We start from the raw sequence: 24380 nt of genomic DNA, 5'->3' as shown, positions 1-24380 counted from the left end.
GGGCCGGTTGAGTCAGTAGAGTGGCGCAATGTCGGCCGGTGTGAGCTTTTCGCTCGACTCGTCCAGCGCGATCTGCCCGTCCTGGATACCCACGATACGGGTGCAGTATTCCAGTGCGAGCTCGACATCATGGAGTGCGATAACGCTGGTCTTGAAGCGCTCTCTCAATAACGTCATAACCTGGTGGGCAAGCGGCCCATCCAGGGCAGAGACAGGCTCGTCCGCCAACAAAAGTCCTGACTGCCGGTAAAGGGCACGGGCGATGGCCACGCGCTGGCGCTGTCCGCCGGACAGCGATGCGGTGGGCATCCAGGCTTTCTCGGTCATCCCCAGTTCCGACAATAGGCTTTTGACGTCACGGCTGTCCCGGGTGAATGGCCGAACCAGGGTAACCATGTTGTACCAGTTGCCGTGGGCATCGAGGCGGCCCATGTACACGTTGTGGAATACCGGTAACGCGTTGACCAGTCCCAGGTCCTGGGGTACCAGCGCTGCCAGACGCTCCACCTGCTCATAGACAAGCCGGATCAGAGTGGATTTTCCGGCGCCGCTGCGGCCTACCAGGCCAACGCGCTCTCCTTCCCTGACACTGAGGGAGAGCGGGCCAATCACCCGCTCTCCACCAAAAGACGCCGTCAGGCCGGACAGATCGAATCCCGACATTAATCGATGATTCCGATCTGCTTTCCAACTACCCGGATCGGCTCGTAAGCGTCATTGGAGACTGGGATGAAACCACTACGGGGAAAGCTTTCAAGCAATTCAGGGTCGTCCATCGCAAGCAGGGCTTCCTGAAGCCGTTTCTGGAAACCTTCACCGAACTGTTCGTTGACGTCGCCGCGAACACTCCACTGATAGTTCGGGTACGACGGCGTTGTCCAGATGACCTTCACCGCGTCGGTATCAATGTTGCCGTTTTCCATTTCCTTGTCCCACACTGAGAAGTTGATCGCGCCAACATCGTAGGTGCCCGCCTCTACGAGACGAAGGGTGCGGGTGTGATTGCCACTGAAGCCTACACGGCTGAAGACGTTGTCGGGGCTGTCCTCAAAGGATTCGCGAATATAGTACTCCGGAATCAGGCGACCGGAGGTTGACCCCTTGGAACCGAAGGTAAAGGTCTTCCCCTGGAGTTCGTCGGACAGGGTTTCCATCTCGTCAAGTCCGGTACTTTTGTGGGCAATGAAATGAGTGTAGAACGCTTTGTCTTCCACGCCCTGGGCAATCGCTTCAGAGCCGGGAACCAATTCGCGGGCCTGCACGCCGGAAAGCCCGCCGAACCAGGCTAGCTGGACCTGGTTGTTGCGGAAGGCTGAAACCGCGGCGGCGTAGGATTTGACAGGGATATAGCGAACATCTACGTCCAACTCTCCTGCCAGGTAATCGGCGATACCCGTGAAGCGTTCCACCAGTTTGGTTTCGTCTTCATCGGGAATGGCGGTGAAGACGAGTGTCTGGGCTGAAACGGTTGCTGAAGAGAGCAAGGTCAGTAAGCTGGCGACAGCGAATTTCCGTATCAATTTCAAAGCCATTTGAATTTCCTTGTGTCTGGAGCTGAATTTAGCGGGGTCACATGTCCGGACGGGAAGCCCGAAGCTATCCAGAATACCGTGATTTACTGCAACTCTGAACAGCTATACGATTCTATGAGCCAATCAGGTTAGGGGTATCCGGCAAAAAATGAAAATCTTGATGGAAACCGACACTCATGAAAATCATCCTGAATACCCCGGCGCTACCGGGCTCCAGGGCTGGTAATCGGGCCACGGCGGACCGATGGTGCCGGTTGCTTGAGCAGGCCGGACACCGGGTTTTCGTTGTGACCGAATACAACAACGAGCCCTGCGACCTGTACATTGCCCTGCACGCCTGGAGGAGCCATGAGGCCGTTCTTCGCTTCCGTGACCGTAACCCGGAAACGCCGATAATCGTTGTGCTTACGGGCACGGACATATACGACCACCAGTACCGCTACCCGGAGCAAACCCTCCATTCCATGGCCCTCGCGGATTGCCTTGTGGGGCTCCACCATCGTGTTGGCCGGGATATTCCCGAGCGTTTCGTGCCAAAGCTGGTGACGGTGTTGCAGTCCGCCGATCGGCCCGGGGGTAATGCAGGCGTCGATACCAGGCATTTCGATGTCTGTGTTATCGGACACCTGCGCGAGGAGAAGGACCCTCTGAGGGCCGCAATCGCGGCGAGGACATTGCCGCCAGGTTCGACCATCCGGGTGCTGAATGCAGGCAAGGCTCACAGCCAGGATTGGGCTCGGCGAGCCATAGCCGAACAGGAGGCCAATCCGCGTTTTCAGTGGCTCGGCGAAATTGACAGACCGTCCACCCATCAGCTTATGAACCGTTGCCGTGCCATGGTTATCAGCTCGGTGATGGAAGGAGGCGCTAATGTCGTATCCGAAGCCTGTCGTGCAGGGCTGCCGGTTATCGCGTCGGACATCTCCGGCAATATTGGCCTACTGGGTGAAGATTACCCGGGGTACTTCCGTGTAGGCGACGAGGCTGATCTTGCGAAGGTGTTACTGTGGGCGGAACAATCCCCCGAATATCTTGGGGAACTGACCGATCGCGTCACCGAACTCGCCTCTTGCTTTGTTCCTGAAGCTGAGCAAGCGGCCCTGCTCACTGCGATTGAGAAGGCCAGGGCCAAAGGCGACCGTCTCAATCCCTGAGTGTGATGGGCTCGATGGGGCCGCTCTCATCCTGCGGCAACACCCGCCCTATAATGGCAGTGTGGGGATAGCCCATTGCTTTCAACTCACTGATACAGGCATCCGCCTGGTCAGCGGGCACGCTGGCCAGCAGTCCGCCGGCGGTCTGCGGGTCGAAGATCAATGGGTAGCGAGGATGGTTGACCCACTTTTCCTGGTCTCGAATACCACGCCGGAGACGAATGTTGGCCGGCTGCAAGGAGCTGAGGATACCTGCTGCTGCAGTTTCCTCAGCGCCAGGCAAAATCGGTATTGCCGTGAGATCGAGCTCCGCATCAACGCCAGAGGGGCGCGTCATCTCAACCAGATGGCCAAGCAAACCAAAACCCGTTACGTCGGTGCAGGCTCGTGAACCATATCGGCGCAGGCACTGGGCCGCGTCTTTGTTGGACTGCATCATTGAGGCCAGGGCAGAATCAATCCAGCGGCCTTTCGCGGCAAGTTTGGCGTGGGCAGCGAAGAGCGTCCCGGTACCGATAGGCTTGGTCAGCAGCAGAACGTCTCCGGCCCGCAGGCCGCCTTTGCTCATGACGTCATCCGGATCAATCAACCCGTTGACGGCAAAGCCCAGTGCCAGCTCCCGGCCTTCACCCGTATGGCCGCCCACCAACGCGCAGCCGGCTTCATTCAGCACTTCCACGGCGCCGGACATCATCTGGTAAACCACGTCTTCCACCTTGGACTCTATGCCATAGGGCACGGTCGCAACGGCGGTAGCACTCTGAGCTTCGGCGCCCATGGCAAACACGTCGCCCAGGGCGTGATTGGCGGCAACCCGGCCGAACACATAGGGGTCGTCAATAAAGGCGCGAAAGAAATCGACGGTGTGAACCACCGCCTTTCCGGGTGGGACGGTCAGTACGGCGGCGTCGTCTGGGGCGTGTAGACCAATCAGGATGTCATCCCGCTCTATTGGTCGCAGCTCGCCGAGGGCCCGTGACAGCACGGTACTGCCCACCTTGGCACCGCAGCCACCGCAACGCATGGCCACCGCGGAGATGGCCTGGGACGCTTCCTCGGGGTTTTGTGCGGCGCCGGTGTCGGGCAGGGCGGCGTTCTCTTCCATGGCGGGAAGATCATTGAATTTCGCCATGAAGCGTCTATCAATGCTGTTTTTCCAGCGCCAGACCCAAGAACCGGCCAACGACAGGTCACCTCTGGAGGCCACTGCGAATTTGTCGCCGGTACTGATCAGCGCCAGCCATTTTTTCTGCGGCCGGAATGGCTTCGCGGGCTTTCCGAGGGCATGGCGGCGGAGGTTGTCCGCCAGTGGCCGGCCCTGACGAACGGCAAATACGCCGGCTTTTTCCCGGGGGTGATTTACAACGTTGGCAATGTCACCCGCCGCGAAGATATCGTTGTCGGTTTCTGTCTGCAGGGTGTCCGTCACCCGGATAAAGCCACCGTCGTCCAGGGCCAGGCCGGTATCCCGCAGCCACTCGGGGCCGCCGGCACGGGTGACCCAGAGCACTTCGTCAACCGACAGGGTGTCGCCGGACTCCGTGGTCAAACGATTGGCCTCGACCTCTGAGACTGCGGATCCCAGGTGGACCTTCACCCCACGGCTTGCGAGTGTGTCAGCGAATACCGCACGCACCCTGGCGTTGTGGGTAGGCAGGATCTGCTGGTCTGCATCAAACAGATGAAAGTGCAACTGGTCCGGGTCGTGGCCGCGCTTTTCGAGCTCATTTCGTAGCCGGAACTGCATGGCCAGTGTGAGTTCAACGCCACCTGCACCTGCGCCGACCACAGCAACGGTCATCGGGCCGTCATGGTTTTCCAGCCGCGACAATAATGACAGCCAGCGATTGTTGAATCCGTTGATAGGCTTGACGGGCACTGCATGTTCAGTTGCGCCGCTGACGTCACCGACCTTGGGAGCGGACCCGATATTCACCGACAGAATGTCGTAAGGCACGTCCGGTCGGGAGCGGCAGACCACACGTTTTCGATGGCGGTCGATGCCAACCACTTCATCGCGGTAGAAGCGCGCGCCCGCGAACTCGGCCAGTTTGCTGAGGTCTATATGGACGTCGTCGTAGGAATAATGCCCAGCCACATACCCGGGAAGCATTCCGGAGTAGGGTGTATGGGTATCCCTGCAGATGAGGGTAAGGCGGACACCAGGCACTGGGTTCATGGCAAAGCGCTTGAGAACGCCTACGTGGCTGTGTCCGCCGCCAATCAGGACAATGTCCCGTAAAACAGGCTGTTCGGATTGTTGCATTAAATAACTTTCTTGGCTTCGTCGCTGAAGGTGTTAAAGCCTTTCACGCTTGAAAATGCCTGAAGCTTTTCTTTGTCCGCGTCAGACGGATTGGCGATCTGGTCAACCGAGGTGATACCGGCTTCCTTCATTTTGCGGGCGGTGGCCGGCCCAATACCTTTAACCTGGGTCAGGTCGCTCTTGTCCTTCGGCTTTGGAGCGCGTGTTGCTGCAGCCGGCTTTGCCGCTGGCTTCCGCGCGGCCGTGGCGGCTTTCTTGGGAGCGGCTTTAGTGGCTGCGGCCGGACTTTTGGCGGCGGTGCTCGCCTTGGGTTTGGCGGCTTTCTTTGCAGTTGCCGCTTTTGGTGTGGCGGGCTTCTTGGCGGCCGGTTTTTTGGCCGCTGTCTTACTGGCGGTGGATTTTTTCGGAGCTGACTTGCCTTTGGCAGCAGGGCCGGCCTTCTTGGCGGCCTGGCCTGCGACCTTCTTCGCCTCTTCGCTGGCTTCCTTGCTGGCAATACCAAGGCGGTCCAGGATATTGTTCTGCAAATCGTGGAATTCACCCAAGCGACGTTCAAATTCTTCGTTGAAACGTTTCATTTCACGATCACGAAGCTCATCCACTTCCTTCAACAGTTTGCGGACGGGTTCCTGAATCTGGTTCTGCAGGCTGTCGAACTGCTTGAGGGCGTCGTTGATCAGCTTTTCGATCTGTGATGACGTTTTATCGAACTCTTTGTTCACTTTCTTGACGACTTTATCAACGCTTTGCTTGTTGGCTTTCTTCGCCATGAGGACTTTCTCCTTGAAGTGCAAGTTGATGTGGGGCGTTGGTGAGTTCAGGCCAGTTGCCGAATGCTGGAGGCGGGCCCTGAGGAACGTCTGGATTTTAGCGTCTGCTTCTTGAGCACCACCTCACGAATGCGCTTGAGTTTTTCGCTCAGGGCAGACGAGGAGTTGTCATTGAGTTCTACGAAATCAACGGAATAGAAGAAATTGCTACAGTGTTTCCTGCGTTCCGTTACCAGGCCGGTAATTCCATCCGCCCTGATGTCGTCAAACGGCATTTCCATCACGAGATCCAGGATAACCGTATCACCGGGGTTAAATATCTTGTCCGTCTTCATCACACATCCGAAGTGATCGAGCTCGAACAGGGCGGCCTGCACACGCTCCCGGCGAAAGAGGCCACGCTTGATGTGAAAATGTGCGACAAGATCCGGTAGTGCTTCGTTCATCTAAAAGTGATCTCTTTTGCACCCCGAGGGGGTCCGGACGACACCCCGAGGGCGTGTTCCTGAAAGTATATGGTTAAACAATAGCCACACTCTGTTGGTTTGGCAACGTGTTCAGTGTCATACGATAGAGCTCTCAGGCGGTTCATCAACTGTTTTTATCATTTTGGCCCGTTTGTAGCGTGTTGAGCTCGTAAATATCCGTGCGCCGGTCTTTCAGGTTCGTCACCGAGCCTTCGTTGCGCACCAGCTTCAGCTTTTCCAGATCCATATCTGAAAACATGATCATTTCCGTATTCGGTGTGGTTTCCGCCATCACCGCATCGTGGGGGAACGCAAAGTCCGACGGTGAGAATACGGAAGACTGGGCGTACTGCACGTCCAGGTTCTCAACCTTGGGAAGGTTACCCACACTACCGGTGATCACGACATAGCACTCGTTTTCAATCGCCCGTGCCTGCGCACAGTGCCGCACCCGAAGGTATCCGTTCTTGGTGTCCGTCCAGAAGGGCACCATAATAATATCCACCTCTTCGATGGCCGCCAGGCGCCCCAGTTCCGGGAACTCGATGTCGTAACAGATCATGATGGCCACGCGGCCGGCGTCGGTGTCGAACACCTGGAACTTCTCACCGCCTTCGATGACCCAGTCACGGCGTTCGTGGGGCGTGATATGGATCTTGCGCTGCTCGTCGACGCGGCCGTCGCGGTGGCACAAATAGGACACGTTGTAGACCCGATCATTTTCGAGCAGGGGCATCGAGCCGGTAATGATGTTGATGTTGTAACTGACCGCCATTTCCGACATCTGATTGCGGAATTGCTCGGTAAAGCCTGCCAGAAAGCGAATGGCCCGTGTCTGGTCCACTTGGTCCGTCAGGCCCATCAGCGGTGCGTTGAAAAACTCTGGAAACAGGGCGAAATCGCTCTTGTAATCCGAGAGCGCATCCACGAAGTACTCCACCTGTTCCAGCACTTCCTCCACAGAGGTAAATTCACGCATCTGCCACTGAACGGCACCCAGGCGCACTTGAGTCTTCTTGACGTTAAGCACCGGCGACGGCGGGGTATAGAGGATGTTCCGCCATTCCAGCAGAGTGGCGTAGCCCAGGGATTTCTCGTCTTCCGGCAGGTACTTGTGCATCAGCCGGGTGACCTGGAAGTCGTTGGACAGCTGAAAGCTGAGGATCGGGTCGTAGATGTCCTTGCGATCCACACGCTGGATGTATTCTTCCGGGGAGTGCTGGTCTGAATACTTGTGATATCCAGGGATGCGGCCACCCGCCAGGATGGCGCGCAGGTTCATGGATCGGCAGAGTTCTTTGCGAGCTTCATAAAGCCGCCGGCCAAGGCGGTAGCCGCGATAATCCGGGTGGATAAACACATCGAGGCCGTAAAGCGAGTCGCCTTTGGCGTTGTGCCAGATTTTTTCATTGCGCAGGATCAGGTCGTCGTAGGTGTGCGGATTGCTGAATCGCTCATACTTGACGCACACCGTGAGGGCTACGGCCACCAGGTCACCGGACTCTTCGATACAGATCTGACCATCCGGAAACTGTTGCACCAGAGCTTCGATCGTGTCCTCTGGCCAGGCACCGCCAATATCGTCGTAGACCCTGTCCATCAGTCGCTGGAGCTGTGGGTAATCATCACTGGTCAGGTTACGAAGGTTGAGGTGCAGTTCTTCGTGGGCCATATACGGCAGCTCCCGTTGGGTGTGGAAATGACGGCAAGAATTGTCGATTGCTTCGGTATTTTATCAGAGAGCGCTAAAGACTTCTTATCACCTAAAGCTTAAGACTTCTTATCACATAAAGTTAAAGACTTTGCAGCACACGCCGAAAACCAGTTTATGAATGAAAGACAGCCGATAGGCTGTTTGACTGACCCCCCGAATAGACTGTCTCGAAAAGGACCCGGAAAATGAACCTGAGTTTCGGCCAGAAGTTGCTCGTCGCCTTTGGTATTTTGCTTTTACTTGTTATGGGGGCGTTTACGCTCAGCGGCAACCTCCGGTTACAGGAGACTACGGATACTTATGTTGATGCACTGATTGAAGACACCGTGGCTCAGAGTACGTCCAGCATTGCGGATTGGCTCAACACCCGTCTTGCCATGACCGAAGCAACGGCAAAAGCACTGGAGTCGGTGGAAACCGATGCCGAGGCGAGGGTTATCCTGGCCGCTGCGACAACCGGTGGCGGGTTCATTGACGTCTATGTTGGCCGTGATGATGGCTATATGCTGATGAAGGACGATGCCTCAGAAGCCACGCTGCCTGCGGATTTCGACCCACGCACGCGGCCCTGGTTCAAACAGGCGAAACAAAAGGGCTCAGCGTCGTTCACCGAACCCTACGTGGACGCGGGCACTGGAGGCACCATCATTTCCACGCTGGCACCGGTCAAACGTGGGGCTTACCAGGGTGTTGTCGGTGGTGATATTGCCCTGAAGACCATAGAACAGACGCTCTCCACGATTACGCTGGCCAACACCGGCTATGCCGCCCTGATCAGTGACGACGGCACCGTGTTGTTTCACCCGGACCAGAAACTGGTTGGCAAGAAGATCAGCAGTCTTTTGGGAGAATCTCCTCGGCTCAGCGGTGAAATTCACGAATATGACACCGGAGATGCCAGTTGGACTGCCGGTTTCCATCGCATCAAAGGTGCCCGTGGTGTTGAGTGGTATCTCGGCACTTTTATCAATGAGGACAAAATCAATGCGCCGGTCCATGCCGCTCGCGTAACCGGGCTGATCATCGCAGTAATTGGCTTGTTGGTGTCCCTGGTGATCCTGCGTTTTGGTATCCGCGTGCTGATGGCTCCCGTTCGCAAGCTTAATGCCGCCATGGCATCAATCGCCAGTGGCGAGGCGGACCTCACCAAGCGCCTGGACGATAGCGCCAACGACGAGTTCGGCAAGCTCGCGGCGGAGTTCAACAGCTTTGTTGAGAATATCCAGAATGTGGTCCGGGACGTCCAGCAAGGCACCGCCGAGCTTGGCGAAAACGTGTCCTCCCTGCGGGATACTGCCAGCACCAGCCGAGACAGCGTTGAAAAACAGCAGGCCGAGATTGATATGGTGGCCACGGCCATCAATGAGATGTCTGCCGCTGCCGGGGAAATTGCACAGAATGCCCAACAGACCGCGGATGCGTCCAACACCGCCGATGCAGACAGCCGCGCTTCCCTTGAAACCGTTGCCGCTTCCCGGGATGCAGTCCAGAAATTGTCAAAAGAGATTAACGCCGCTGCGGAAGTCATCGATAAACTCGGCAAGGACGTTACCGACATTACCTCGGTTCTCGAGGTAATTCAGGGGATTGCTGAACAGACCAACCTGCTGGCACTGAACGCGGCGATCGAGGCCGCAAGGGCAGGGGACGCGGGTCGTGGCTTTGCGGTTGTTGCTGACGAAGTGCGCAATCTGGCCCGCCGCACCCAGGACAGCACGGAAGAGATCAACAACATGATTGAGCGCCTGCAAAGCGGTGCAACCCAGGCTGTGGACGTCATGAAGGCATCAACAGCGGTCTCGAATGTGAGCATGGAGAAAGCCCAGGATGCCATGGAGTCCCTTAACCGTATTGCTGATGCCATAACGTCGATCAGCCAGATGACCTCCCAGATCGCAACGGCTTCTGAGGAGCAGACCTCTGTGACGGAAGAGTTGAACTCCTCCATCACCCGGATTGCCGACCAGGGCCAGGAGGCCGCCAAGGCTGCCAGCGAGAACGACGTCTATAGCGGTCAGATCGAATCGGTCGGCCACACGCTTAGTAAGAACGTGTCACGATTCAGGGTTTGAGTAAGACGTTTTCTGGGGCGCGGATAGTATCTGGATTCGCCGTCGGAGTTCGAGGAGGGTTCTGGTGCCGATGGCCCGGGACTCGTCCGTCAGATAGGGATTTTCCAGAACAAGGACGTTCCGGCTGTGCAGGTTTAGCTCGTCGATGGACTGGCCGTAGTATTGGTTGAGGTACGCGCCAAAGCTGCCATCGAAAATGGCCCTTTCCATGCCCAATTGAAGCCGATGTGCTGTTTCGTGGTCGTGCCGGTTGACGAAGAAGTAAGAGGGCATCGGATAGGCCAGCAGCAGGTCCGGCTCGATGGCGAAATCTTCGTTGTTTTCAAGCTCCAGATCGAAAAGAACCTCGTTGACTCCCCGGGCGAAGCATTCAAAACGATGATTCTCCAGCATGCGGAAAAGAATTTCGTACCGCGAGTGAGTCACCACGCTGACTCCGTTGGCCTGAAGAATCGACGAATCCGGCCAGTGTGCGCCCTGGCCGATGCGGATACCGACTTCCTCAAGATTGCCAAGGCTTCGGATGCCTTTGAACCTGGGCAATGATTCTTTAAGCACCACGCACACCCGAAGCCCCAAAAGTCCGCCATCGATAGGTATGGGGATGGCCTGCAGGCTTTCTTCCCTCTGTTTTGATGTCGCGACATTCGCGAGATCGACCAATTTTGATTGCTGGCGCTCAAGTTCGCGGACAACCCGGCCTTGGGCCATCTCCGGGGTGCGAGTGATTCGATACGAACCGTATTCCGGTGTCTTGTCGAAGGCGAGGGCAACCAGGGCACGTATGGGTGGGCTGTCGTAATTGCGGTACCACAGGCGATATTCCCTTGCCTGTGTTTCTCCAGACAGATATTCCGAAGACACACCGGTTCCCGGGCAAGCCAGAAACAATGCCAGGGCCGTCAGCCAGCCACGCGCACGCCTCACTTTCATTGAAGACTTACTCCCGCGTCCATTCGAGTTTCTTGTTATCGCCCGTTTTGATATCCAAGCAGTTTAGGTGAATTTTTCTTTCCGGAAAGGGATAACCGTAAAAAATCCCGAAAACAGTTGCGATACCTTTTAAACGGCTGCAATCATGGGCGTTAAATCACCAACAGGTAAGAAAACATGGCGTTCATCGACAATCTGATAGGTGCAACCGGCCATTGGGTGTCTGAATCGAATCCTGGTGCGCGAATCACCCAACCGCTGGCCTGGCTCCGTAAAACCAGTGGTTATGCGGCCGTCAACCGAATTATTGGCCTATCAATCCCGTTTGCACCACGGAATCGATTCAGTGTCGAGGAGATTCGCCCGGGGTTCGTTAAGGCAAGAATACGCCTGAAAGGCAATAAGAACCACTTTGGCAGCCTCTACGCCGGTGCCTATTTCCTGGTGGCGGAGATCCCCGGTGGTGTGTTGACGCTGTTTGATCTCGGCCCGGCTTACACGCCGATTCTCAAGGAAATGACGCTTCAGTTCCTGCAGCCGGCGAATTCCGATGTGTTTGTGGAGTTTTCACTGGACGCCGCCACGGTTGAAGCCATCAAGGCCGAGGCCGATGCTACGGGCAGGGCCGCGTTTGAGTTGGAAGGCACACTGTACGACAGTGACGGCCATCATGTGGCCACTTCGATGGCCCACTATCGTGTTCGCAAGAAAGGCTTCCAGGCGCAGTGAACTGAGGTTGATTCAAGCGCCGTCCAATTCCCGTAGGGCGGCGAGGAAAGTTTCCCCGTATTTTTCGAGCTTTGCCGCACCCACGCCGTTTATCTCAGCCATTTCGGCAAGGCTGTTCGGTTTCTTGTCCAGGATTTCAAACAGCGTGGCATCGTGGAAAATCACATAGGGCGGCACGCCCTTCTCATCCGCCAGCGATTTTCGGCAGGCCCGCAGCGCTTCCCAGCCGGGTTTGTCAGTGATCTGGTCTGCAATCCTGCGGCGGCCGGACCCTGATGACCCACGGCTACTGGAGGCCTTCACTACCGGATCCTTGCGTAACTGGATAGCTACCTCGCCCTTAAGTAGTGGACGGCATTGCTCCGTAAGCTGCAACGCTCCGTAGCCTTCCGGGTCAGCCCTGAGGTAACCGTTGGCCACCAGTTGACGGAATACGGACTTCCAGTCGTTTGCAGACAACTCGGTACCAATTCCGTAGGTGGAAACCGTTTGATGGCCGGACTGCAGGATACGTTCGTTCTCAGAGCCGCGTAACACATCAATCAAATACGTAACCCCGAAACGTTGGCCGGTTCTGAACACGCAGGAGAGCGCCTTCTGAACAGCAATCTTGCCGTCCCAGGTTTCCGGTGGAGTCAGGCAGGTGTCACAGTTGCCACAGGGTTGTTCAAGGGTGTCGCCGAAATACCGCAGCAACACCTGTCGCCGACAGCTTGTCACTTCGCACAGGCCTAGCATGGCATCCAGTTTCTGGCGCTCAACCCGTTTGAAGTGGTCATTGCCCATGGAGCCTTCGAGCATCTGTCGCAGTTTGATCACGTCCTGCAGGCCGTAAACCATCCAGGCGGTCGAAGGCTTTCCATCACGACCGGCTCGGCCGGTTTCCTGATAGTAGGCTTCCAGGCTTTTTGGAAGATCCAGGTGGGCGACAAATCGAACATCGGGTTTATCGATGCCCATGCCAAAAGCAATGGTGGCCACGATGATGACGCCGTCCTCGCGCAGGAAGCGCTCCTGATTCCGCGCGCGATCACCGGCATTGAGGCCCGCATGGTAGGGCAGAGCGGTGTAGCCTTTGTCACTGAGCAGCTTCGCGGTGCTGTCGACTTTGTTGCGGGACAGGCAATAAACGATGCCGCAGTCGCCATCATGTTCCGCTTTAATAAAATCCAGTAGTTGTTTGTTTGCATTGGTTTTCGGAGCAATTCGGTACTGAATATTCGGGCGATCAAAACCACTGATAAAGTGTCGGGCTTCGGTCAGGGACAGCCGTTCAGCGATCTCCTTGCGGGTGCGCTCGTCCGCGGTGGCGGTGAGGGCTATGCGGGGTACGCCCGGGAATTCATGGGCCAGCCGGCTTAGCTCCAGGTAGTCGGAGCGGAAATCGTGCCCCCACTGGGACACGCAGTGGGCTTCGTCGATGGCAAACAGGGAAATAGAAGCATCATGTAACAGGCCCAGTGTGCGAGGCTGGATCAGCCGTTCCGGCGCGCAGTAAAGCAGATCGAGTTCGCCGGTCATAAGGGCGTTTTCAGTGTCCCGGGCCTGTTCGAAATCCATGGTGGAGTTCAGGAACGCGGCCTTGACACCCAGTTCTTTCAGCGCTGCCACCTGGTCCTGCATCAGTGCAATCAGTGGTGATATGACGACAGCTGTTCCGGCGCGAACCAGGGCTGGCACCTGATAACAGAGGGATTTACCACCACCGGTGGGCATCAGTACCAACGCATCGCCACCGTCAACCAGCTCGCGGATAATGTCGCCCTGCAAGGGCCGGAAGGTCTCGTAACCGAAAACACGATGAAGGACTTCTTCCGGGTCCTGGTCGTTAACACGGGGGCGCTCTGTGCTGAGTTGTGCAAAATCCATGACTTGGCCAGCGGTGTTGGTTGAGGGTAAAGGGTGCCATTCTGGCAGGCAGGCCATGATACCAGAAAGCGGTCACGGAATCGGCGGAGACAAACAAACCTTATAAACGCTACAATGCGCCTTTTTTCTGCACCCAACAAACAGGAACTCCATGCAGGAATTTGACGCCATCCGACCTTACTCGGACGAGGAAACCGGAACCGCCATCAACAATCTGGTACGGGATCCGGAATTTCTGGATATGATTGGCCGCTTCAAATCGCCCACACTGGCCAAATGGGCGCCGGGAATGCTCCGGGTATGGGTCAAGCGCTGGCTGGCCAGGAACTTTGGCGGACTTACCCGTATCGACGACCTCCAGGCGCGATTGTCTGGCTACGTTGGTGAACTGGTTGATCACACAACGACCCGGGTTACCCACAGCGGGCTGGAAAATCTGGACAAGCAGAGCGCTCACCTGTTCATCTCCAACCACCGCGACATCGTGTTCGACCCGATGGTGGTCAATTACCTGCTGTTCGCGAACGGCTTCAATACCACACGTATTGCCATTGGCGACAACCTGCTGGCGAACCGCGTATTTGCTGAAATGATGCGGCTGAACAAGAGCTTTGTGGTGCGTCGCAGTATGACCAGCCCACGTGAAATGCGGGACGCCTACATCATGCTTTCGGCGTTTATCAATCATAGTATCGACAACAACGAGAGCATCTGGATTGCGCAGCGTGAAGGGCGCGCCAAAGACGGGCTGGATTTCACCGATCCCGCCATTATTAAAATGTTCTACATGAGCCAGAAGAAAAGTGGGTTGGATTTCGGCGAAGCCATGAACCGGCTGCACATCGTGCCGGTGTCCATTGCCTACGAGTATGATCCCTGCGATATGGACAAGGCCCGAGAGCTCGAAACCCGCTCCCGCACGGGCAAATACGTTAAGGCGGAAGGCGAGGATACTAACCAGATAATGCGCGGGCTCACGGGGTTCAAGGGCCACGTGCACGTGCATTTCGGAGCACCCATCGCGGATGCCGAAAACACGCCTAAGGAACTGGCTGCCCGGATCGATCGGGAGATGCATGCCAATTATCACTTGCACACGTCCAACCTGGTGGCCTATCAGCAAAGAGGCATTCATCCTGATTCACACGCCAGCAGAGACTCTGTAAGCGATGCGGTGGTGACGGCAGAGGCCTGGTCAGCGGCGGAAATAGAAGCCGCCGAGGCGGAGATGGAGCGTCGACTTGATGCCTGCGACCCGGCGATTCGGCCCTATCTGCTGGATATGTACGCCAACCCGGTGGTCACGGCGCTTGAAGCTCACAATGGCAACGGCTCGACGGATACACCAACGGAACACCCCTGATACCCGAGGTATTTTGTGCAAGAACTTCAAACTATCGAATTGGAAACCAATCCCAATCCTACTGCCGCCGTTATCTGGCTGCATGGCCTTGGAGCCAGTGGCCATGATTTCGAGCCGGTAGTGCCGGAGCTGGGGCTGCCCGACAATGCCGCTGTTCGGTTCATTTTCCCTCACGCCCCCAACATGCCGGTCACCATTAACGGTGGAATGACGATGCCAGCCTGGTATGACATCAAGGCAATGGATATTGACCGGGTGGTCGACACCGATCAGTTGATGGCCTCGTCAGACGCGGTTGCAAAACTGGTGGACCGGGAAATTGAGCGTGGCGTGAAGAGCGAGAACATTGTGATTGCTGGATTTTCCCAGGGGGGCGCCGTGGCCTACGAGCTTGGGTTGAGCTATCCGAAGCGCCTGGCGGGCATTATTGCCCTGTCAACATACTTTGCCACTGCGAAGACTGTGAAGTGCTCAGAGGCGAATCATGATATCCCGATCCGGATCTATCATGGCACCTTTGACCCCATGGTACCGGAGGCCCTGGGCCGGCAAAGCGTGGAAAAGCTGCAGGACATGGGGTTTGAACCCACGTATGAGACCTATCCGATGGAACACAGCGTGTGCATGGAAGAGATCGTGGATATCGGCAAGTTCCTTCGCGATAACGTACTGTAAAGCTCGCCTGACGTTCGATTGGCGAAGCCTAAGCAGGGCAGGTTGCCTCGCTTAGCTTCGCCAGAACGCTGGTGAAAGCACAATTACCACGCTCAGTATTTCCAGGCGCCCCATCAGCATACCCACCGATAGAATCCATTTGGCAAGCTCCGGGAGCGGTGCAAAGGTGCCCGCTGGCCCAATTGTGTCGCCGAGCGCCGGGCCAACGTTGGTCAGCACGGTGAGTGCTCCGGACAGGCTGGTGATAAAGTCCAACTGCAGAGCTGCCAGCGCGACCGTTATGATCAGCAGGCACAACAGAAAGATAAAGGTGTAGGCAATCATCGAAGCGATAATTTCGTCGCTGACCGCGCGGCCATTGTAGTTGCGGGTGAATACGGCCCTGGGATGCAGCAGCCGCATCAGCTGCTCCCTCAGTACGATCAATGAGAGCTGGAAGCGGAACACTTTCATGCCCCCGGCTGTTGAGCCGGAGCACCCGCCGATAAACATCAGAAAGAAAAACAGCACAAACGCAAGTGGGCCCCACGCAGAGTAATCTTCCGAGGCATAGCCGGTTGTTGTGACCACAGACGTGACATTGAAGAGCGTCGACACGTAGCCGTTAACGAGGTCGAACTCCACTGGTGAGACGTACCAGCGGTAAAGAGTCAGTAAGGCAGGTACCACCAGCAGGATGGTCACGAACAGCCGCACCTGCTGATCCCTGAACAGCACGCCGTGCTGGCCATGCATTTCCCGGACAAAAAGAAAGAACGGCATGCTGCCGATCATCATGAACAGGGTGGCTTCCAACAGAATCAGGTTGGAGTCGAACTTGCCCATGGACAAGTCGGATGTGGAGAAGCCGCCGGTCGCAATACTCGTCAGGCCATGGTTGAATGCGTCAAACAGGCTCATGCCGGACAACCAATAGGTCGTTACCGCAAGCACCGAAAACGCCACGTAAACCAACAGCAGGCCACGACTGAGGGTTTTCATTCGCGGCAGGGCCTTGTCAGTCCATTCTGAAGATTCCGTTGCAAAAAGCCGCATGCCGCCCACGCGGAGGAAGGGCAATACGGCAACGAACATGCCGATGATCCCGATGCCACCAATCCATTGCAGTACAGAGCGCCAGAGCAGTAGGTCCTGATCCATGGTGTCCAGGCCGGTAAGCACCGTGGCTCCGGTGGTGGTGATGCCGGATGTGCCTTCGAAAAAGGCCTCGCCGAGGGTGAGCCCCAGATCACTGAGATAGAACGGGAGCGAGGAGAGCAGGGCGATAATAAACCAGCTGGAGACGGTCAGCACGAACATGTAGCGGGGCTTCAGGTCTCGTGCCTGGCGGTAGGTCGCGAGAATGCCCAGCAGCCCCGTGCCAAAACAGATAGCCGCAGACTCCGCAAACGCCATGGCATTCGGCGATTCAGAAGTTACGAGAAGAAGCACAGGTAAGGTCATGAAAATACTAAGAAGTATAAACATGACGCTCATGATAAAGATTACGGGGTTCAGGTTTCTCAAAGGACGCTCTAGCCGGCTGAACAGAGAGACGGCGTCAGAATACATGCGGCTTGGGGCTTTCGCAAGGTGGAACCCGCAGTGTGTCAGGGTCTTACAGGTACATTAAATCACTGTAAATTCCGCGTAAATAAGGATCCGAACGCTGGTGTTTGTCGTCAGCCTGATGCAACTTCGAATTGTGAGTTCGGTTTGAAACCGGAAGGAGAATTCAAATGAAAAAGTCGATTGCATTGATGCTTGGTCTTTCTGCAGCGCCGCTGATGGCGGTCTCCCAAAGCGCCTTCGCTGATGTCTACAAGTCAGGTGGTGGTAGCCTTTATGCGGGCCTGAACTACAGCTTTATCAATATCGAAAACGGCAGTGACGACGTTGACGTTGGTACGCTGTCCGCGAAGGTGGGTGGCCTGGTGTCGCCTTTCTTTGGGCTCGAAGCCCGTGCTGGGTTTGGCGTGGACGATGATCGCATTGGCGGCGTCGATTATTCGCTGGACAATTTCTTCGGCGGCTACGCCACGCTGAATCTGGCGAACGAATCACCCGCAACGCCTTACGTTATTTTCGGTGTAACCCGGGTTGAAGTGGAAGCGAAGTCGTTCCTGGGGACCACCACCGAGGATGAGTCGGACTTTTCCTACGGCGCTGGTGTGAATGTTGAGCTGGCACCGGAAGTGTCTGGCAACGTGGAATACATGCGTTACTATGACAAGGATGGCTCCACCGTTGATGGTCTGGGCCTGGGCGTCACCTTCAACTTCTGATCGGAGCGCTCTGCACAAAGAAACCTTGGCGGCGGAGGCCTGTTCGCCGCCGTTATTGGGAGCCAGTTTGAATCACCTTGCCCATCTTTTTCTCGCACCAGATTCCCCCAAGGTTCGTGTGGGCAGCCTGCTGGGGGACTTTGCGAGAGGCATTGTGCCGGACGAACTGCCCCGGGAAGTGAGGGTGGGGCTGCAGCATCACAGGGCGGTGGATGCGTTTACCGACCAGCATCCGCAAGTCATTGCAAGCAAGCGGTTGTTCTCCCCTCAGCGCCGACGTTTCTCGGGTGTGGCGCTGGATATCCTCTACGATCACTACCTGTTAAGAAACTGGCAACGCTTTAGTCATGTGAATTCCGATACCTTTATCGATCAGGTCTATCGGGAACTCGATGAAAACGCGTCGCTGATGCCTGAGAAAATGCAAAAGGTGACTCGGCAGATCGTTCTCCACGACTGGTTCCGCTCATACCAGGACATTGACAACATTGGGTATGCTCTGGACCGGGTCGCCAATCGCATACGGTTCAGGAATGCGTTCAGCGGAATCATCGAGGAGATCAAAGCCCACGACCAGGAACTCGAACACAGGTTCCTCAGCTTTTTCCCTGAACTCAAACACTTTGCCACAAAGGATTTTGAATGTTGACGGACTCCAAGAGATACGTTGTCGCTGCGCTTTTCGCGTTCCTGATCCCCTCCATCGCCATGGCTGAGAGCAGCAGTAATGAAAACGCTGTGCCCGAGCGACTTGGCTTTGTTGAATGGCTTGTGCTCGAGGGCACGGGCCTACGCATGAAGGCCCGGCTGGACACCGGGGCCAAAACCTCTTCACTGCATGCCGTCAATGTTGAGCCGTTCATGAAAGGTGATGAAGAATGGGTCAGTTTCCAGTTGCCGCTGGCTGACCACCAGGATGAGGACGACGCCGACGGCAAGAATCTGGAAGAGGTGATTCTGGAGTTCAGCCTGCCTGTTGAGCGTACGGTTAAGATCAAGCGCAAGGGCGCACCCTCGCAGCGCCGGTTTGTGGTGGTTATGGACTTCTGCATTGCCGGTACCAGTCATAAAACTGAGTTCTCACTCACGGACCGTGGGAAGTTTTCCTATCCGGCGTTGTTGGGTCGACGGTTTATGCGCGACGACAATATCCTGATTGATTCGGCGGACGCCTTCATCGCGAAGCAGGACTGCGAGTACAAAAATCTGGCCGATGTTGCTGAAGAGCACGCTGGGTGAGTTGTTTGTAAAATCTGCGTATAGACAAAATGTAGCTATAAGTCTACAATGATACCAAGTGTTAAGTGGGTGAAAGCCTGAAAAACAGTGGTGTCCGCTATGAGTAACGCGCAGAAACTCGCAACCGTCCAAAAGAACAACGTCTCCGGCGTTGGCCTTAAAACCGTGTTTAATATTCTGGACCGTTGGGGCTGTACTCCCGAGCAGGTACAGAAAATCCTTCAGATCTCCCGCCCGGCGTACTACAAGTATCGTAAAGCGCCGGAGCAGGCGAGCCTGACCCATGACCAGATTGAACGTCTCAGTTATCTGGTCAACATCCATGGCTGCCTGCGGATGATCTTCGAGAACCCGAAGAACGTTTACGGCTTTATGGCCCTGAAAAACGACAATCCGTACTTCAACGGCAAAAGTCCCCTTGAGATTATCAGTACGGGCCAGTTTGCTGCTTTGTATGAAACGTTCAGGCGTATCGATGTATTGCGCGGGGGGCTCTGGTGAGTCAGGAACTGCCGCCAACGATCACACCCGAGAGCATTACCGGGTTTCGCCTGATCAACTCGAGGTTTCCGCCCATCAGCCTGTTTGATGATGTGGCGGACGAAGATGAGTTTGATGCGCTCTACGAACTTCAAGCGCTCACCAACCCCCGTCTTCAGACCGAGTTGGGTAATCTCAACCTGATCCGCAAAGCGGAGATCCCGTTCGGAATCCCTGGCTGCTCCTACGCCACCGGCCCGTTTACCCATGTAAACCCCGAAGGCAGCCGCTTCAGCGATGGCCAGTACGGTGTTCTGTATATGGGGGAGAGCATCGATACAGCGATAGCGGAGGTGGCCTATCACCAGTCACGCTACTGGCAGGGCGTTCACGGTTTGGACTACGACCGGCTGGTGTTCCGGGGGCTTAAGTGCAAGGTGGGGACGATGACCCTGCACGACGCCACGACCCTCTCCTTTGGGGACGCCATCTACGATGCTGACAGCTACGCGGCTTCACGGAGTTATGGTCGCAGGCTCTACAGGGCAGGCTCGGAAGGGCTTCGGTATCACTCTGTTCGAAAACCCGGCGATACCTGCTGGGGATTGTTCACTCCCAGGCACGTCCGCAGTGTTATCCAGACGGCGCATTTCGAGTTTATCTGGAACGGTGAGCAAATCAGCTCGGTTAACAAGTTCACCAAGGCGTGAGCATACCGTTACGGTTTCCATTCACTGACGATCAAATCGAACAGTGCCCGCAATTCTGAACGTTCATAGTTTCGCACGCCGCATATCAGATTGAGGTTGGTGATCATCTCCGGATCATCAAAAATACGCACCCCTCCGCGGCTCTGTGATTGTTCCGCGAACTCCCGCTCCACAAGCCCAAACCCCATGCCGGATTTGACCATAACCACCGTGGAATACTCGTCGTCGGAACTGGTGGCCGCGTCGGAGAGGCTTGCCTGAGGGCCAAGCAGGTCCTTCATGAAATCAAAAAACGGGCAGTCCCGGTTGGGCCAGACCCAGGGCAGGCGCCGACGTGACTCGAAGTCGGCTGGTAGGGTGTCGAACTCCGTATCCGCAGGGCCAACAACGGAAATACGCACTGGCGTGAGTGGCACCACCTTTAACCTCGGGTCCTCGCAGTTGCCATAGACATACCCCAGATCCAGCTCTTCTGAAAGCACTTGCTCGACAATCTGGGTTGACGCCCGGGTTTTCATTTCCAGGTTGAGGTGAGGGAGAGCGTCCGTCTTCCGGCGAAGCACTTCGTCTACACGAAGGTATTCAGGCGGAGAGTTCAGTCCAAGGCGGAGTGTTGCGTGGGGCACCGAACGCAAGGAAAGCGCAGTGTTACGTACATCTTCCACGGCGGTAAACACCTGGCGAACGGGCATGAGCAAGCGCTCGCCAGCCGCGGTCAGGGACATTCCCTGTTTACTGCGCTCGAACAGCAGAACCTCGAACTCTTCCTCAAGCTGGCGAAGGTGCTCGCTCACTGCAGACGGTGTCGAATGACGACGAGCGGCCGCGCGAGTCAGATTGGCCTCTTCAGCCACCAGAAGAAAAGACTTGAGCCTGTCCAGCTTTATGTTCATATTTTTCGAACACCGGGTTCAAATAATGTCGATGGACGACCTGGTACGGCGGGTCGAGAATGGTTTCATTGTAGTCATCGTTCATATTTAAAGGAAGATGAAAATGAAAGCCATCCTCGTCAATCAAACACTCAGACAAGCACCATCGATTGCATGTGTTCCCTCAAAGAGCGCTTTCATGAGGCGAGCCATCGCTGCTATCAAGCGCTATGCGGGACGTTGGAGTCGCCGGTACCAATTGAGGCAGTCGCTGTATGAAATGGACACCAGACTGGTCGAAAAAGACATAGGGTTGCCTCACGGCAGTCTGGTAGAGGAAGCGCACAAGCCATTCTGGCGGGAGTAGTCGTCACGCTGAGCCTGTCCCCAGGGCTCAGCGATGCGTCTTCCAGAACGGGCTGTGTGCCTCTCGTAGCAGCTGAGCTCTGGTTGTTCCGATGTCCCATGCCAAACGATCCAGCTCTCTCATCGGCATTCCCCGCAGGCGTCTTCTTAGGCGTGTGCGGGTTTTTTGGTTCTCAATATAGTGTTTGAGTGTGCGAAACAGGACTTTGTCGATGTTCATATTCCACCTCCGGTGCTTGATAAAATTCTATTGGACCGGTGTTGGCGGAACAGGCACAGAAGGGTGCTATTGGGGGAGTACAGTTTTAAGATACAGTTGACGCCAGCGAAACGGGTGCTAACCTTCCGTAGGTGCCGGGCTCCCATATAATTCATTTTTCAACATGACTACTTGTTTCGTGGCCGACTTGTGAGGGATCACCTGAAATATTCTATTCCCCTAGTTCTCAGCCTGTGTCTCAGCCTGGCGTCGGCGCATGCTTCCATACGCTCGGAATATGAAGTCAAAGCGGCGTTCCTCTACAACTTCACACGTTTTATTACCTGGTCAAATGGAGCAACCGCTTCCGATCCTCTTGATGTGTGCATCTACGGCGATGACCCCTTCGGCAACCTGCTTGACCCCATGCAAGGTCGTAAATCCCAGGGCAGGGCGCTTCAGCTTCGATACCCCAACGTTCCGGCCGATATCGCGGGATGCGACGTACTTTATATAGGGCAATCCCAGTCCAGAAATGTCGACGAACTGCTCGAAATGGCCGAGAGCCACGAAGGCATACTGACAGTGAGTGATTTGCCAGACTTCATTCGCAAGGGCGGGATTGTCGGTTACGTGAAGCAGGGTAATGTTATTCGCTTCGAAATCAGCCTGAAAGCCGCAATGGAAGCGGGCCTGACCATTAACTCCAGGCTTCTGGAACTGGCGGTGAGGGTCCTGGGATGATGGGGCGGTGGCGATACTGGCGACTGAAAACCAAACTGCTATTCCTTACGTTGTTCACCAGTGCACTTGGCATCACCCTGGTCTGCGCGAGCCTCATCTTTGTTGAGAACCAGAATTACCGGAAACAGCTTGAGTCCGAGCTTCATGTCATCGCCGGCATCTTGGCGGAGCAGTCCGCTGCCGCCTTGGTGTTCGAGGACAACGAGCAGCTGAGCAGTATTATCACCAGCCTCAAGCGTATCGACACTATTCGGCAGGCCTGTGTCTACAACCAGCAAGGGGACGTGATGACGTCTCTTTCAGGCCGGCCACAGGGGCAATGCCCGTCGGTTGGTTCGTCGTTGGAAGTAGGGTTCGTCGGGGACGTCTATCAGTTACTGATGCCGGTCACACTGGACAACGAAGTGGTCGGGCAGCTTTTCCTCTCATCACACCTTGAAGTTTTGCGGGGCCATATCCGGACCTTTGTATCCGTAGCCTCCGGCATCGGGGCGGTGATCCTCATCGCGCTGGTATTCCTGGCGCTCAGGTTACAGAGAATCGTATCCGAACCCATTCTCAAGCTTTCGGAGACGGCCGAGCGCATCGCCCAGGATCACGACTACTCCATTCGTGCGCCGGTTTCCGGCACCGACGAACTCGGGCGCCTGGGTAACACCTTCAACGAGATGATCAGCACCATCCAGCAACAGAACCGCCGCATCCTGGAAAGCCGTGACAGCCTGGAGCGCATCGTCGAGGCCAGGACCTCCGAGCTGAGCATGGCCAACCGTGAACTGGAGGCGTTCAGTTACTCGGTCTCCCATGACCTCAGGCAGCCCCTGAGAGCCGTTGAAGGGTTTGGGCAAGCCCTGGAAGAGGATTGTGGCGATCAGTTGAATGAGATCGGTAAGGATTACCTGAAGCGAATCCGCGCGGCCAGTGTACGGATGGCAGGGCTGATCGATGGGTTGCTTGTTCTGTCCCGCGTCAGCCGACAGTCCATGGAAAATCAGACAATAGACTTGAGCCAGATGTTGGAAGAAATTGCGGAAGAACTGCAAGACATCAGCGATGATGTGCCAACGGAAATTCTCATACAGCCGGGTATGTGGGTTGTAGGCGACAGCCGAATGCTGCGTGTTGCCTTCCAGAACCTGATGGCGAACGCCTGGAAATACAGCGCCAAAGAAGAAAAACGAATTGTCGAAGTGTTGTCTCGAAGAGAAGGGCGCTGGGTTGCTATTGAGGTTCGTGATAACGGTGTCGGATTCGATATGAGGTATATCGACAAACTGTTTGTGGCATTCAATCGACTTCATACGCCGTCGGAGTTCGGCGGCACAGGTATTGGCCTGGCGACTGTATACCGCGTTGTTCGCCGGCACCATGGCGATATTTCCGCTACGTCGCAATTGGGCGAGGGGGCAAGTTTTGTTGTGAAGTTGCCTGTTTCGGGAGATCAGGACTAGACTGTAGTCAGATTCAACCTATTAATGCAATTCATTGAAAGGGCAAATAAAATCATGGATGGCCATTCAATCCTTGTGGTTGAAGACAACCCGGATGATCAGGTTCTGGCAGTGCGAGCCCTCAAGAGTGCGAGCGAAAACAGCCCTGTCATCGTAAAAGAAGACGGGCAGGAAGCCCTGGACTTCCTGTTTGGCAACGATGCCAGGCAGCCGTGTAAAGATCTGGATTCGCTCGGTCTTGTTTTGCTTGATGTGAAGCTTCCCAAGGTCAGTGGCCTGGAGGTCCTGAAAGGTATTCGGTCCTCGCCACTGACCAACTGGCTGCCAGTCGTTATGGTTACATCCTCTGATGAGCCGGCAGACCTGTTGAATGCATACCGTTTGGGTGCCAACAGCTTTATCACCAAGTCGATCAATTATCGGGAGTTTACGGAACAAATGAAGTTGCTTGCCCGCTATTGGCTTTTTGTCAATAAAGTGCCGAAGGCAGGTGCGGTTCGCTCGTTATAAA

At 55.8% G+C, this 24380-nt stretch carries 24 protein-coding genes; 14 read left to right on the top strand and 10 right to left on the bottom strand.

Going from position 1 to position 24380, the window contains the following annotated elements:
• Positions 1–12: 12 nt before the first annotated feature.
• Complete coding sequence (locus AXW11_RS09105) at positions 13–663, bottom strand: phosphonate ABC transporter ATP-binding protein (RefSeq protein WP_036207303.1); 651 nt, start codon at positions 661–663, stop codon at positions 13–15.
• The gene (locus AXW11_RS09100; RefSeq protein WP_052479427.1) at positions 663–1532 is read right to left on the bottom strand and encodes a putative selenate ABC transporter substrate-binding protein; all 870 of its coding nucleotides are present in this window, start codon (positions 1530–1532) and stop codon (positions 663–665) included. Before AXW11_RS09100 ends, AXW11_RS09105 begins: the two co-directional genes overlap by 1 nt.
• 176 nt (positions 1533–1708) lie before the next feature.
• Here AXW11_RS09100 and senB point away from each other — a divergent pair, with 176 nt between their 5' ends.
• Positions 1709–2686: a selenoneine biosynthesis selenosugar synthase SenB gene (senB, locus tag AXW11_RS09095; RefSeq protein ID WP_075194871.1), complete on the top strand. Its 978-nt coding sequence runs from the start codon at positions 1709–1711 to the stop codon at positions 2684–2686.
• Here senB and selD read toward each other — a convergent pair.
• The 4 genes from selD to AXW11_RS09075 all read right to left on the bottom strand — a co-directional run bounded on the left by selD (position 2676) and on the right by AXW11_RS09075 (position 7861).
• Complete coding sequence (gene selD, locus AXW11_RS09090; protein ID WP_091644278.1) at positions 2676–4952, bottom strand: selenide, water dikinase SelD; 2277 nt, start codon at positions 4950–4952, stop codon at positions 2676–2678. The two genes, senB and selD, sit on opposite strands and share 11 nt — an antisense overlap.
• On the bottom strand, positions 4952–5722 hold the full coding sequence (locus tag AXW11_RS09085; RefSeq protein ID WP_085680631.1) for a helix-hairpin-helix domain-containing protein: 771 nt from the start codon (positions 5720–5722) through the stop codon (positions 4952–4954). The genes selD and AXW11_RS09085 overlap by 1 nt, the downstream gene beginning before the upstream one ends.
• Positions 5723–5769: 47 nt before the next feature.
• Positions 5770–6168 carry a hypothetical protein gene (locus AXW11_RS09080; protein ID WP_007152149.1) on the bottom strand — a complete coding sequence of 133 codons (399 nt, stop codon included), beginning with the start codon at positions 6166–6168 and terminating at the stop codon, positions 5770–5772.
• Positions 6169–6313: 145 nt separating this feature from the next.
• Entirely contained in the window at positions 6314–7861 is a 1548-nt protein-coding gene (locus AXW11_RS09075) for a bifunctional GNAT family N-acetyltransferase/carbon-nitrogen hydrolase family protein (protein WP_036207289.1), read from the bottom strand.
• 227 nt (positions 7862–8088) lie between these two features.
• On the opposite strand from AXW11_RS09075, the gene AXW11_RS09070 reads away from it, so the two are divergent.
• Positions 8089–9975: a methyl-accepting chemotaxis protein gene (locus tag AXW11_RS09070; RefSeq protein ID WP_091644281.1), complete on the top strand. Its 1887-nt coding sequence runs from the start codon at positions 8089–8091 to the stop codon at positions 9973–9975.
• On the opposite strand, the gene AXW11_RS09065 is transcribed toward AXW11_RS09070, so the two are convergent.
• Positions 9958–10908, bottom strand: a complete 951-nt coding sequence (locus AXW11_RS09065; RefSeq protein ID WP_091644284.1) for a transporter substrate-binding domain-containing protein — start codon at positions 10906–10908, stop codon at positions 9958–9960. The genes AXW11_RS09070 and AXW11_RS09065 overlap by 18 nt on opposite strands.
• A 177-nt stretch (positions 10909–11085) precedes the next feature.
• Between AXW11_RS09065 and AXW11_RS09060 the strand changes: the two genes are divergently transcribed.
• The gene (locus AXW11_RS09060) at positions 11086–11637 is read left to right on the top strand and encodes a PaaI family thioesterase (RefSeq protein ID WP_036207280.1); all 552 of its coding nucleotides are present in this window, start codon (positions 11086–11088) and stop codon (positions 11635–11637) included.
• Positions 11638–11649: 12 nt separating this feature from the next.
• Here AXW11_RS09060 and recQ read toward each other — a convergent pair whose 3' ends face one another.
• The gene (gene recQ, locus AXW11_RS09055) at positions 11650–13506 is read right to left on the bottom strand and encodes a DNA helicase RecQ (RefSeq protein WP_091644286.1); all 1857 of its coding nucleotides are present in this window, start codon (positions 13504–13506) and stop codon (positions 11650–11652) included.
• A gap of 151 nt (positions 13507–13657) precedes the next feature.
• Between recQ and AXW11_RS09050 the strand changes: the two genes are divergently transcribed.
• Positions 13658–14869, top strand: a complete 1212-nt coding sequence (locus AXW11_RS09050; RefSeq protein WP_036207273.1) for a 1-acyl-sn-glycerol-3-phosphate acyltransferase — start codon at positions 13658–13660, stop codon at positions 14867–14869.
• A gap of 15 nt (positions 14870–14884) precedes the next feature.
• Positions 14885–15544 (top strand): alpha/beta hydrolase, encoded by a 660-nt coding sequence (locus AXW11_RS09045; protein WP_091644289.1) that lies wholly within the window; start codon positions 14885–14887, stop codon positions 15542–15544.
• Positions 15545–15595: 51 nt separating this feature from the next.
• Here AXW11_RS09045 and AXW11_RS09040 read toward each other — a convergent pair whose 3' ends face one another.
• Positions 15596–17011, bottom strand: coding sequence for a TrkH family potassium uptake protein (locus AXW11_RS09040; protein ID WP_075194863.1), 1416 nt, complete (start codon positions 17009–17011; stop codon positions 15596–15598).
• Positions 17012–17262: 251 nt separating this feature from the next.
• Here AXW11_RS09040 and AXW11_RS09035 point away from each other — a divergent pair, with 251 nt between their 5' ends.
• The 5 genes from AXW11_RS09035 (at position 17263) to AXW11_RS09015 (ending at position 20237) form a co-directional block, all read left to right on the top strand.
• On the top strand, positions 17263–17808 hold the full coding sequence (locus AXW11_RS09035) for a porin family protein (RefSeq protein ID WP_007152159.1): 546 nt from the start codon (positions 17263–17265) through the stop codon (positions 17806–17808).
• A 67-nt stretch (positions 17809–17875) separates the two neighbouring features.
• Positions 17876–18457 carry an acyl carrier protein phosphodiesterase gene (locus tag AXW11_RS09030; protein ID WP_091644321.1) on the top strand — a complete coding sequence of 194 codons (582 nt, stop codon included), beginning with the start codon at positions 17876–17878 and terminating at the stop codon, positions 18455–18457.
• Positions 18451–19047 (top strand): ATP-dependent zinc protease family protein, encoded by a 597-nt coding sequence (locus tag AXW11_RS09025; RefSeq protein WP_036207262.1) that lies wholly within the window; start codon positions 18451–18453, stop codon positions 19045–19047. The genes AXW11_RS09030 and AXW11_RS09025 overlap by 7 nt, the downstream gene beginning before the upstream one ends.
• A gap of 99 nt (positions 19048–19146) precedes the next feature.
• A complete protein-coding gene (locus AXW11_RS09020) occupies positions 19147–19548 on the top strand; it encodes an antitoxin Xre-like helix-turn-helix domain-containing protein (RefSeq protein ID WP_007152162.1) in 402 nt (133 codons plus the stop codon).
• Positions 19545–20237, top strand: a complete 693-nt coding sequence (locus tag AXW11_RS09015; RefSeq protein ID WP_083637157.1) for an RES family NAD+ phosphorylase — start codon at positions 19545–19547, stop codon at positions 20235–20237. The genes AXW11_RS09020 and AXW11_RS09015 overlap by 4 nt, the downstream gene beginning before the upstream one ends.
• A gap of 8 nt (positions 20238–20245) precedes the next feature.
• Here the strand turns inward: AXW11_RS09015 and AXW11_RS09010 are convergent, their stop codons facing one another.
• Positions 20246–21130, bottom strand: coding sequence for a LysR family transcriptional regulator (locus AXW11_RS09010; RefSeq protein WP_051946960.1), 885 nt, complete (start codon positions 21128–21130; stop codon positions 20246–20248).
• A 178-nt stretch (positions 21131–21308) separates the two neighbouring features.
• Between AXW11_RS09010 and AXW11_RS09005 the strand changes: the two genes are divergently transcribed.
• From AXW11_RS09005 to AXW11_RS08990, 4 genes are all read left to right on the top strand, one after another.
• Positions 21309–21476 carry a DUF1127 domain-containing protein gene (locus tag AXW11_RS09005; protein ID WP_156105500.1) on the top strand — a complete coding sequence of 56 codons (168 nt, stop codon included), beginning with the start codon at positions 21309–21311 and terminating at the stop codon, positions 21474–21476.
• Between the two features lie 408 nt (positions 21477–21884).
• Positions 21885–22418 (top strand): YfiR family protein, encoded by a 534-nt coding sequence (locus AXW11_RS09000; protein WP_177190660.1) that lies wholly within the window; start codon positions 21885–21887, stop codon positions 22416–22418.
• Positions 22415–23869, top strand: a complete 1455-nt coding sequence (locus AXW11_RS08995) for an ATP-binding protein (protein WP_091644296.1) — start codon at positions 22415–22417, stop codon at positions 23867–23869. Before AXW11_RS09000 ends, AXW11_RS08995 begins: the two co-directional genes overlap by 4 nt.
• A 54-nt stretch (positions 23870–23923) precedes the next feature.
• The gene (locus tag AXW11_RS08990; protein ID WP_036207564.1) at positions 23924–24379 is read left to right on the top strand and encodes a response regulator; all 456 of its coding nucleotides are present in this window, start codon (positions 23924–23926) and stop codon (positions 24377–24379) included.
• The last annotated feature ends 1 nt before the right edge of the window (position 24380 follow it).

It is taken from the genome of Marinobacter sp. Hex_13 (assembly GCF_001566815.1).
Lineage (GTDB): Bacteria > Pseudomonadota > Gammaproteobacteria > Pseudomonadales > Oleiphilaceae > Marinobacter > Marinobacter salarius.
Note: the sequence above shows the minus strand (reverse complement) of the source record. Positions and strands in the feature narration are given on the sequence as shown.

What these genes read in the sequence shown, in the direction of transcription:
- AXW11_RS09100 (WP_052479427.1), bottom strand. Translation starts at nt 1,532, where the DNA reads ATGGCTTTGAAATTGATACGGAAATTCGCTGTCGCCAGCTTACTGACC.
- AXW11_RS09020 (WP_007152162.1), top strand. Translation starts at nt 19,147, where the DNA reads ATGAGTAACGCGCAGAAACTCGCAACCGTCCAAAAGAACAACGTCTCC.
- AXW11_RS09005 (WP_156105500.1), top strand. Translation starts at nt 21,309, where the DNA reads ATGAGGCGAGCCATCGCTGCTATCAAGCGCTATGCGGGACGTTGGAGT.
- AXW11_RS09065 (WP_091644284.1), bottom strand. Translation starts at nt 10,908, where the DNA reads ATGAAAGTGAGGCGTGCGCGTGGCTGGCTGACGGCCCTGGCATTGTTT.
- AXW11_RS09080 (WP_007152149.1), bottom strand. Translation starts at nt 6,168, where the DNA reads ATGAACGAAGCACTACCGGATCTTGTCGCACATTTTCACATCAAGCGT.
- AXW11_RS09075 (WP_036207289.1), bottom strand. Translation starts at nt 7,861, where the DNA reads ATGGCCCACGAAGAACTGCACCTCAACCTTCGTAACCTGACCAGTGAT.
- AXW11_RS09060 (WP_036207280.1), top strand. Translation starts at nt 11,086, where the DNA reads ATGGCGTTCATCGACAATCTGATAGGTGCAACCGGCCATTGGGTGTCT.
- selD (WP_091644278.1), bottom strand. Translation starts at nt 4,952, where the DNA reads ATGCAACAATCCGAACAGCCTGTTTTACGGGACATTGTCCTGATTGGC.
- AXW11_RS09025 (WP_036207262.1), top strand. Translation starts at nt 18,451, where the DNA reads ATGTTGACGGACTCCAAGAGATACGTTGTCGCTGCGCTTTTCGCGTTC.
- AXW11_RS09040 (WP_075194863.1), bottom strand. Translation starts at nt 17,011, where the DNA reads ATGTTTATACTTCTTAGTATTTTCATGACCTTACCTGTGCTTCTTCTC.
- AXW11_RS09050 (WP_036207273.1), top strand. Translation starts at nt 13,658, where the DNA reads ATGCAGGAATTTGACGCCATCCGACCTTACTCGGACGAGGAAACCGGA.
- AXW11_RS08990 (WP_036207564.1), top strand. Translation starts at nt 23,924, where the DNA reads ATGGATGGCCATTCAATCCTTGTGGTTGAAGACAACCCGGATGATCAG.
- AXW11_RS09070 (WP_091644281.1), top strand. Translation starts at nt 8,089, where the DNA reads ATGAACCTGAGTTTCGGCCAGAAGTTGCTCGTCGCCTTTGGTATTTTG.
- AXW11_RS09105 (WP_036207303.1), bottom strand. Translation starts at nt 663, where the DNA reads ATGTCGGGATTCGATCTGTCCGGCCTGACGGCGTCTTTTGGTGGAGAG.
- recQ (WP_091644286.1), bottom strand. Translation starts at nt 13,506, where the DNA reads ATGGATTTTGCACAACTCAGCACAGAGCGCCCCCGTGTTAACGACCAG.
- AXW11_RS08995 (WP_091644296.1), top strand. Translation starts at nt 22,415, where the DNA reads ATGATGGGGCGGTGGCGATACTGGCGACTGAAAACCAAACTGCTATTC.
- AXW11_RS09035 (WP_007152159.1), top strand. Translation starts at nt 17,263, where the DNA reads ATGAAAAAGTCGATTGCATTGATGCTTGGTCTTTCTGCAGCGCCGCTG.
- AXW11_RS09085 (WP_085680631.1), bottom strand. Translation starts at nt 5,722, where the DNA reads ATGGCGAAGAAAGCCAACAAGCAAAGCGTTGATAAAGTCGTCAAGAAA.
- senB (WP_075194871.1), top strand. Translation starts at nt 1,709, where the DNA reads ATGAAAATCATCCTGAATACCCCGGCGCTACCGGGCTCCAGGGCTGGT.
- AXW11_RS09010 (WP_051946960.1), bottom strand. Translation starts at nt 21,130, where the DNA reads ATGAACATAAAGCTGGACAGGCTCAAGTCTTTTCTTCTGGTGGCTGAA.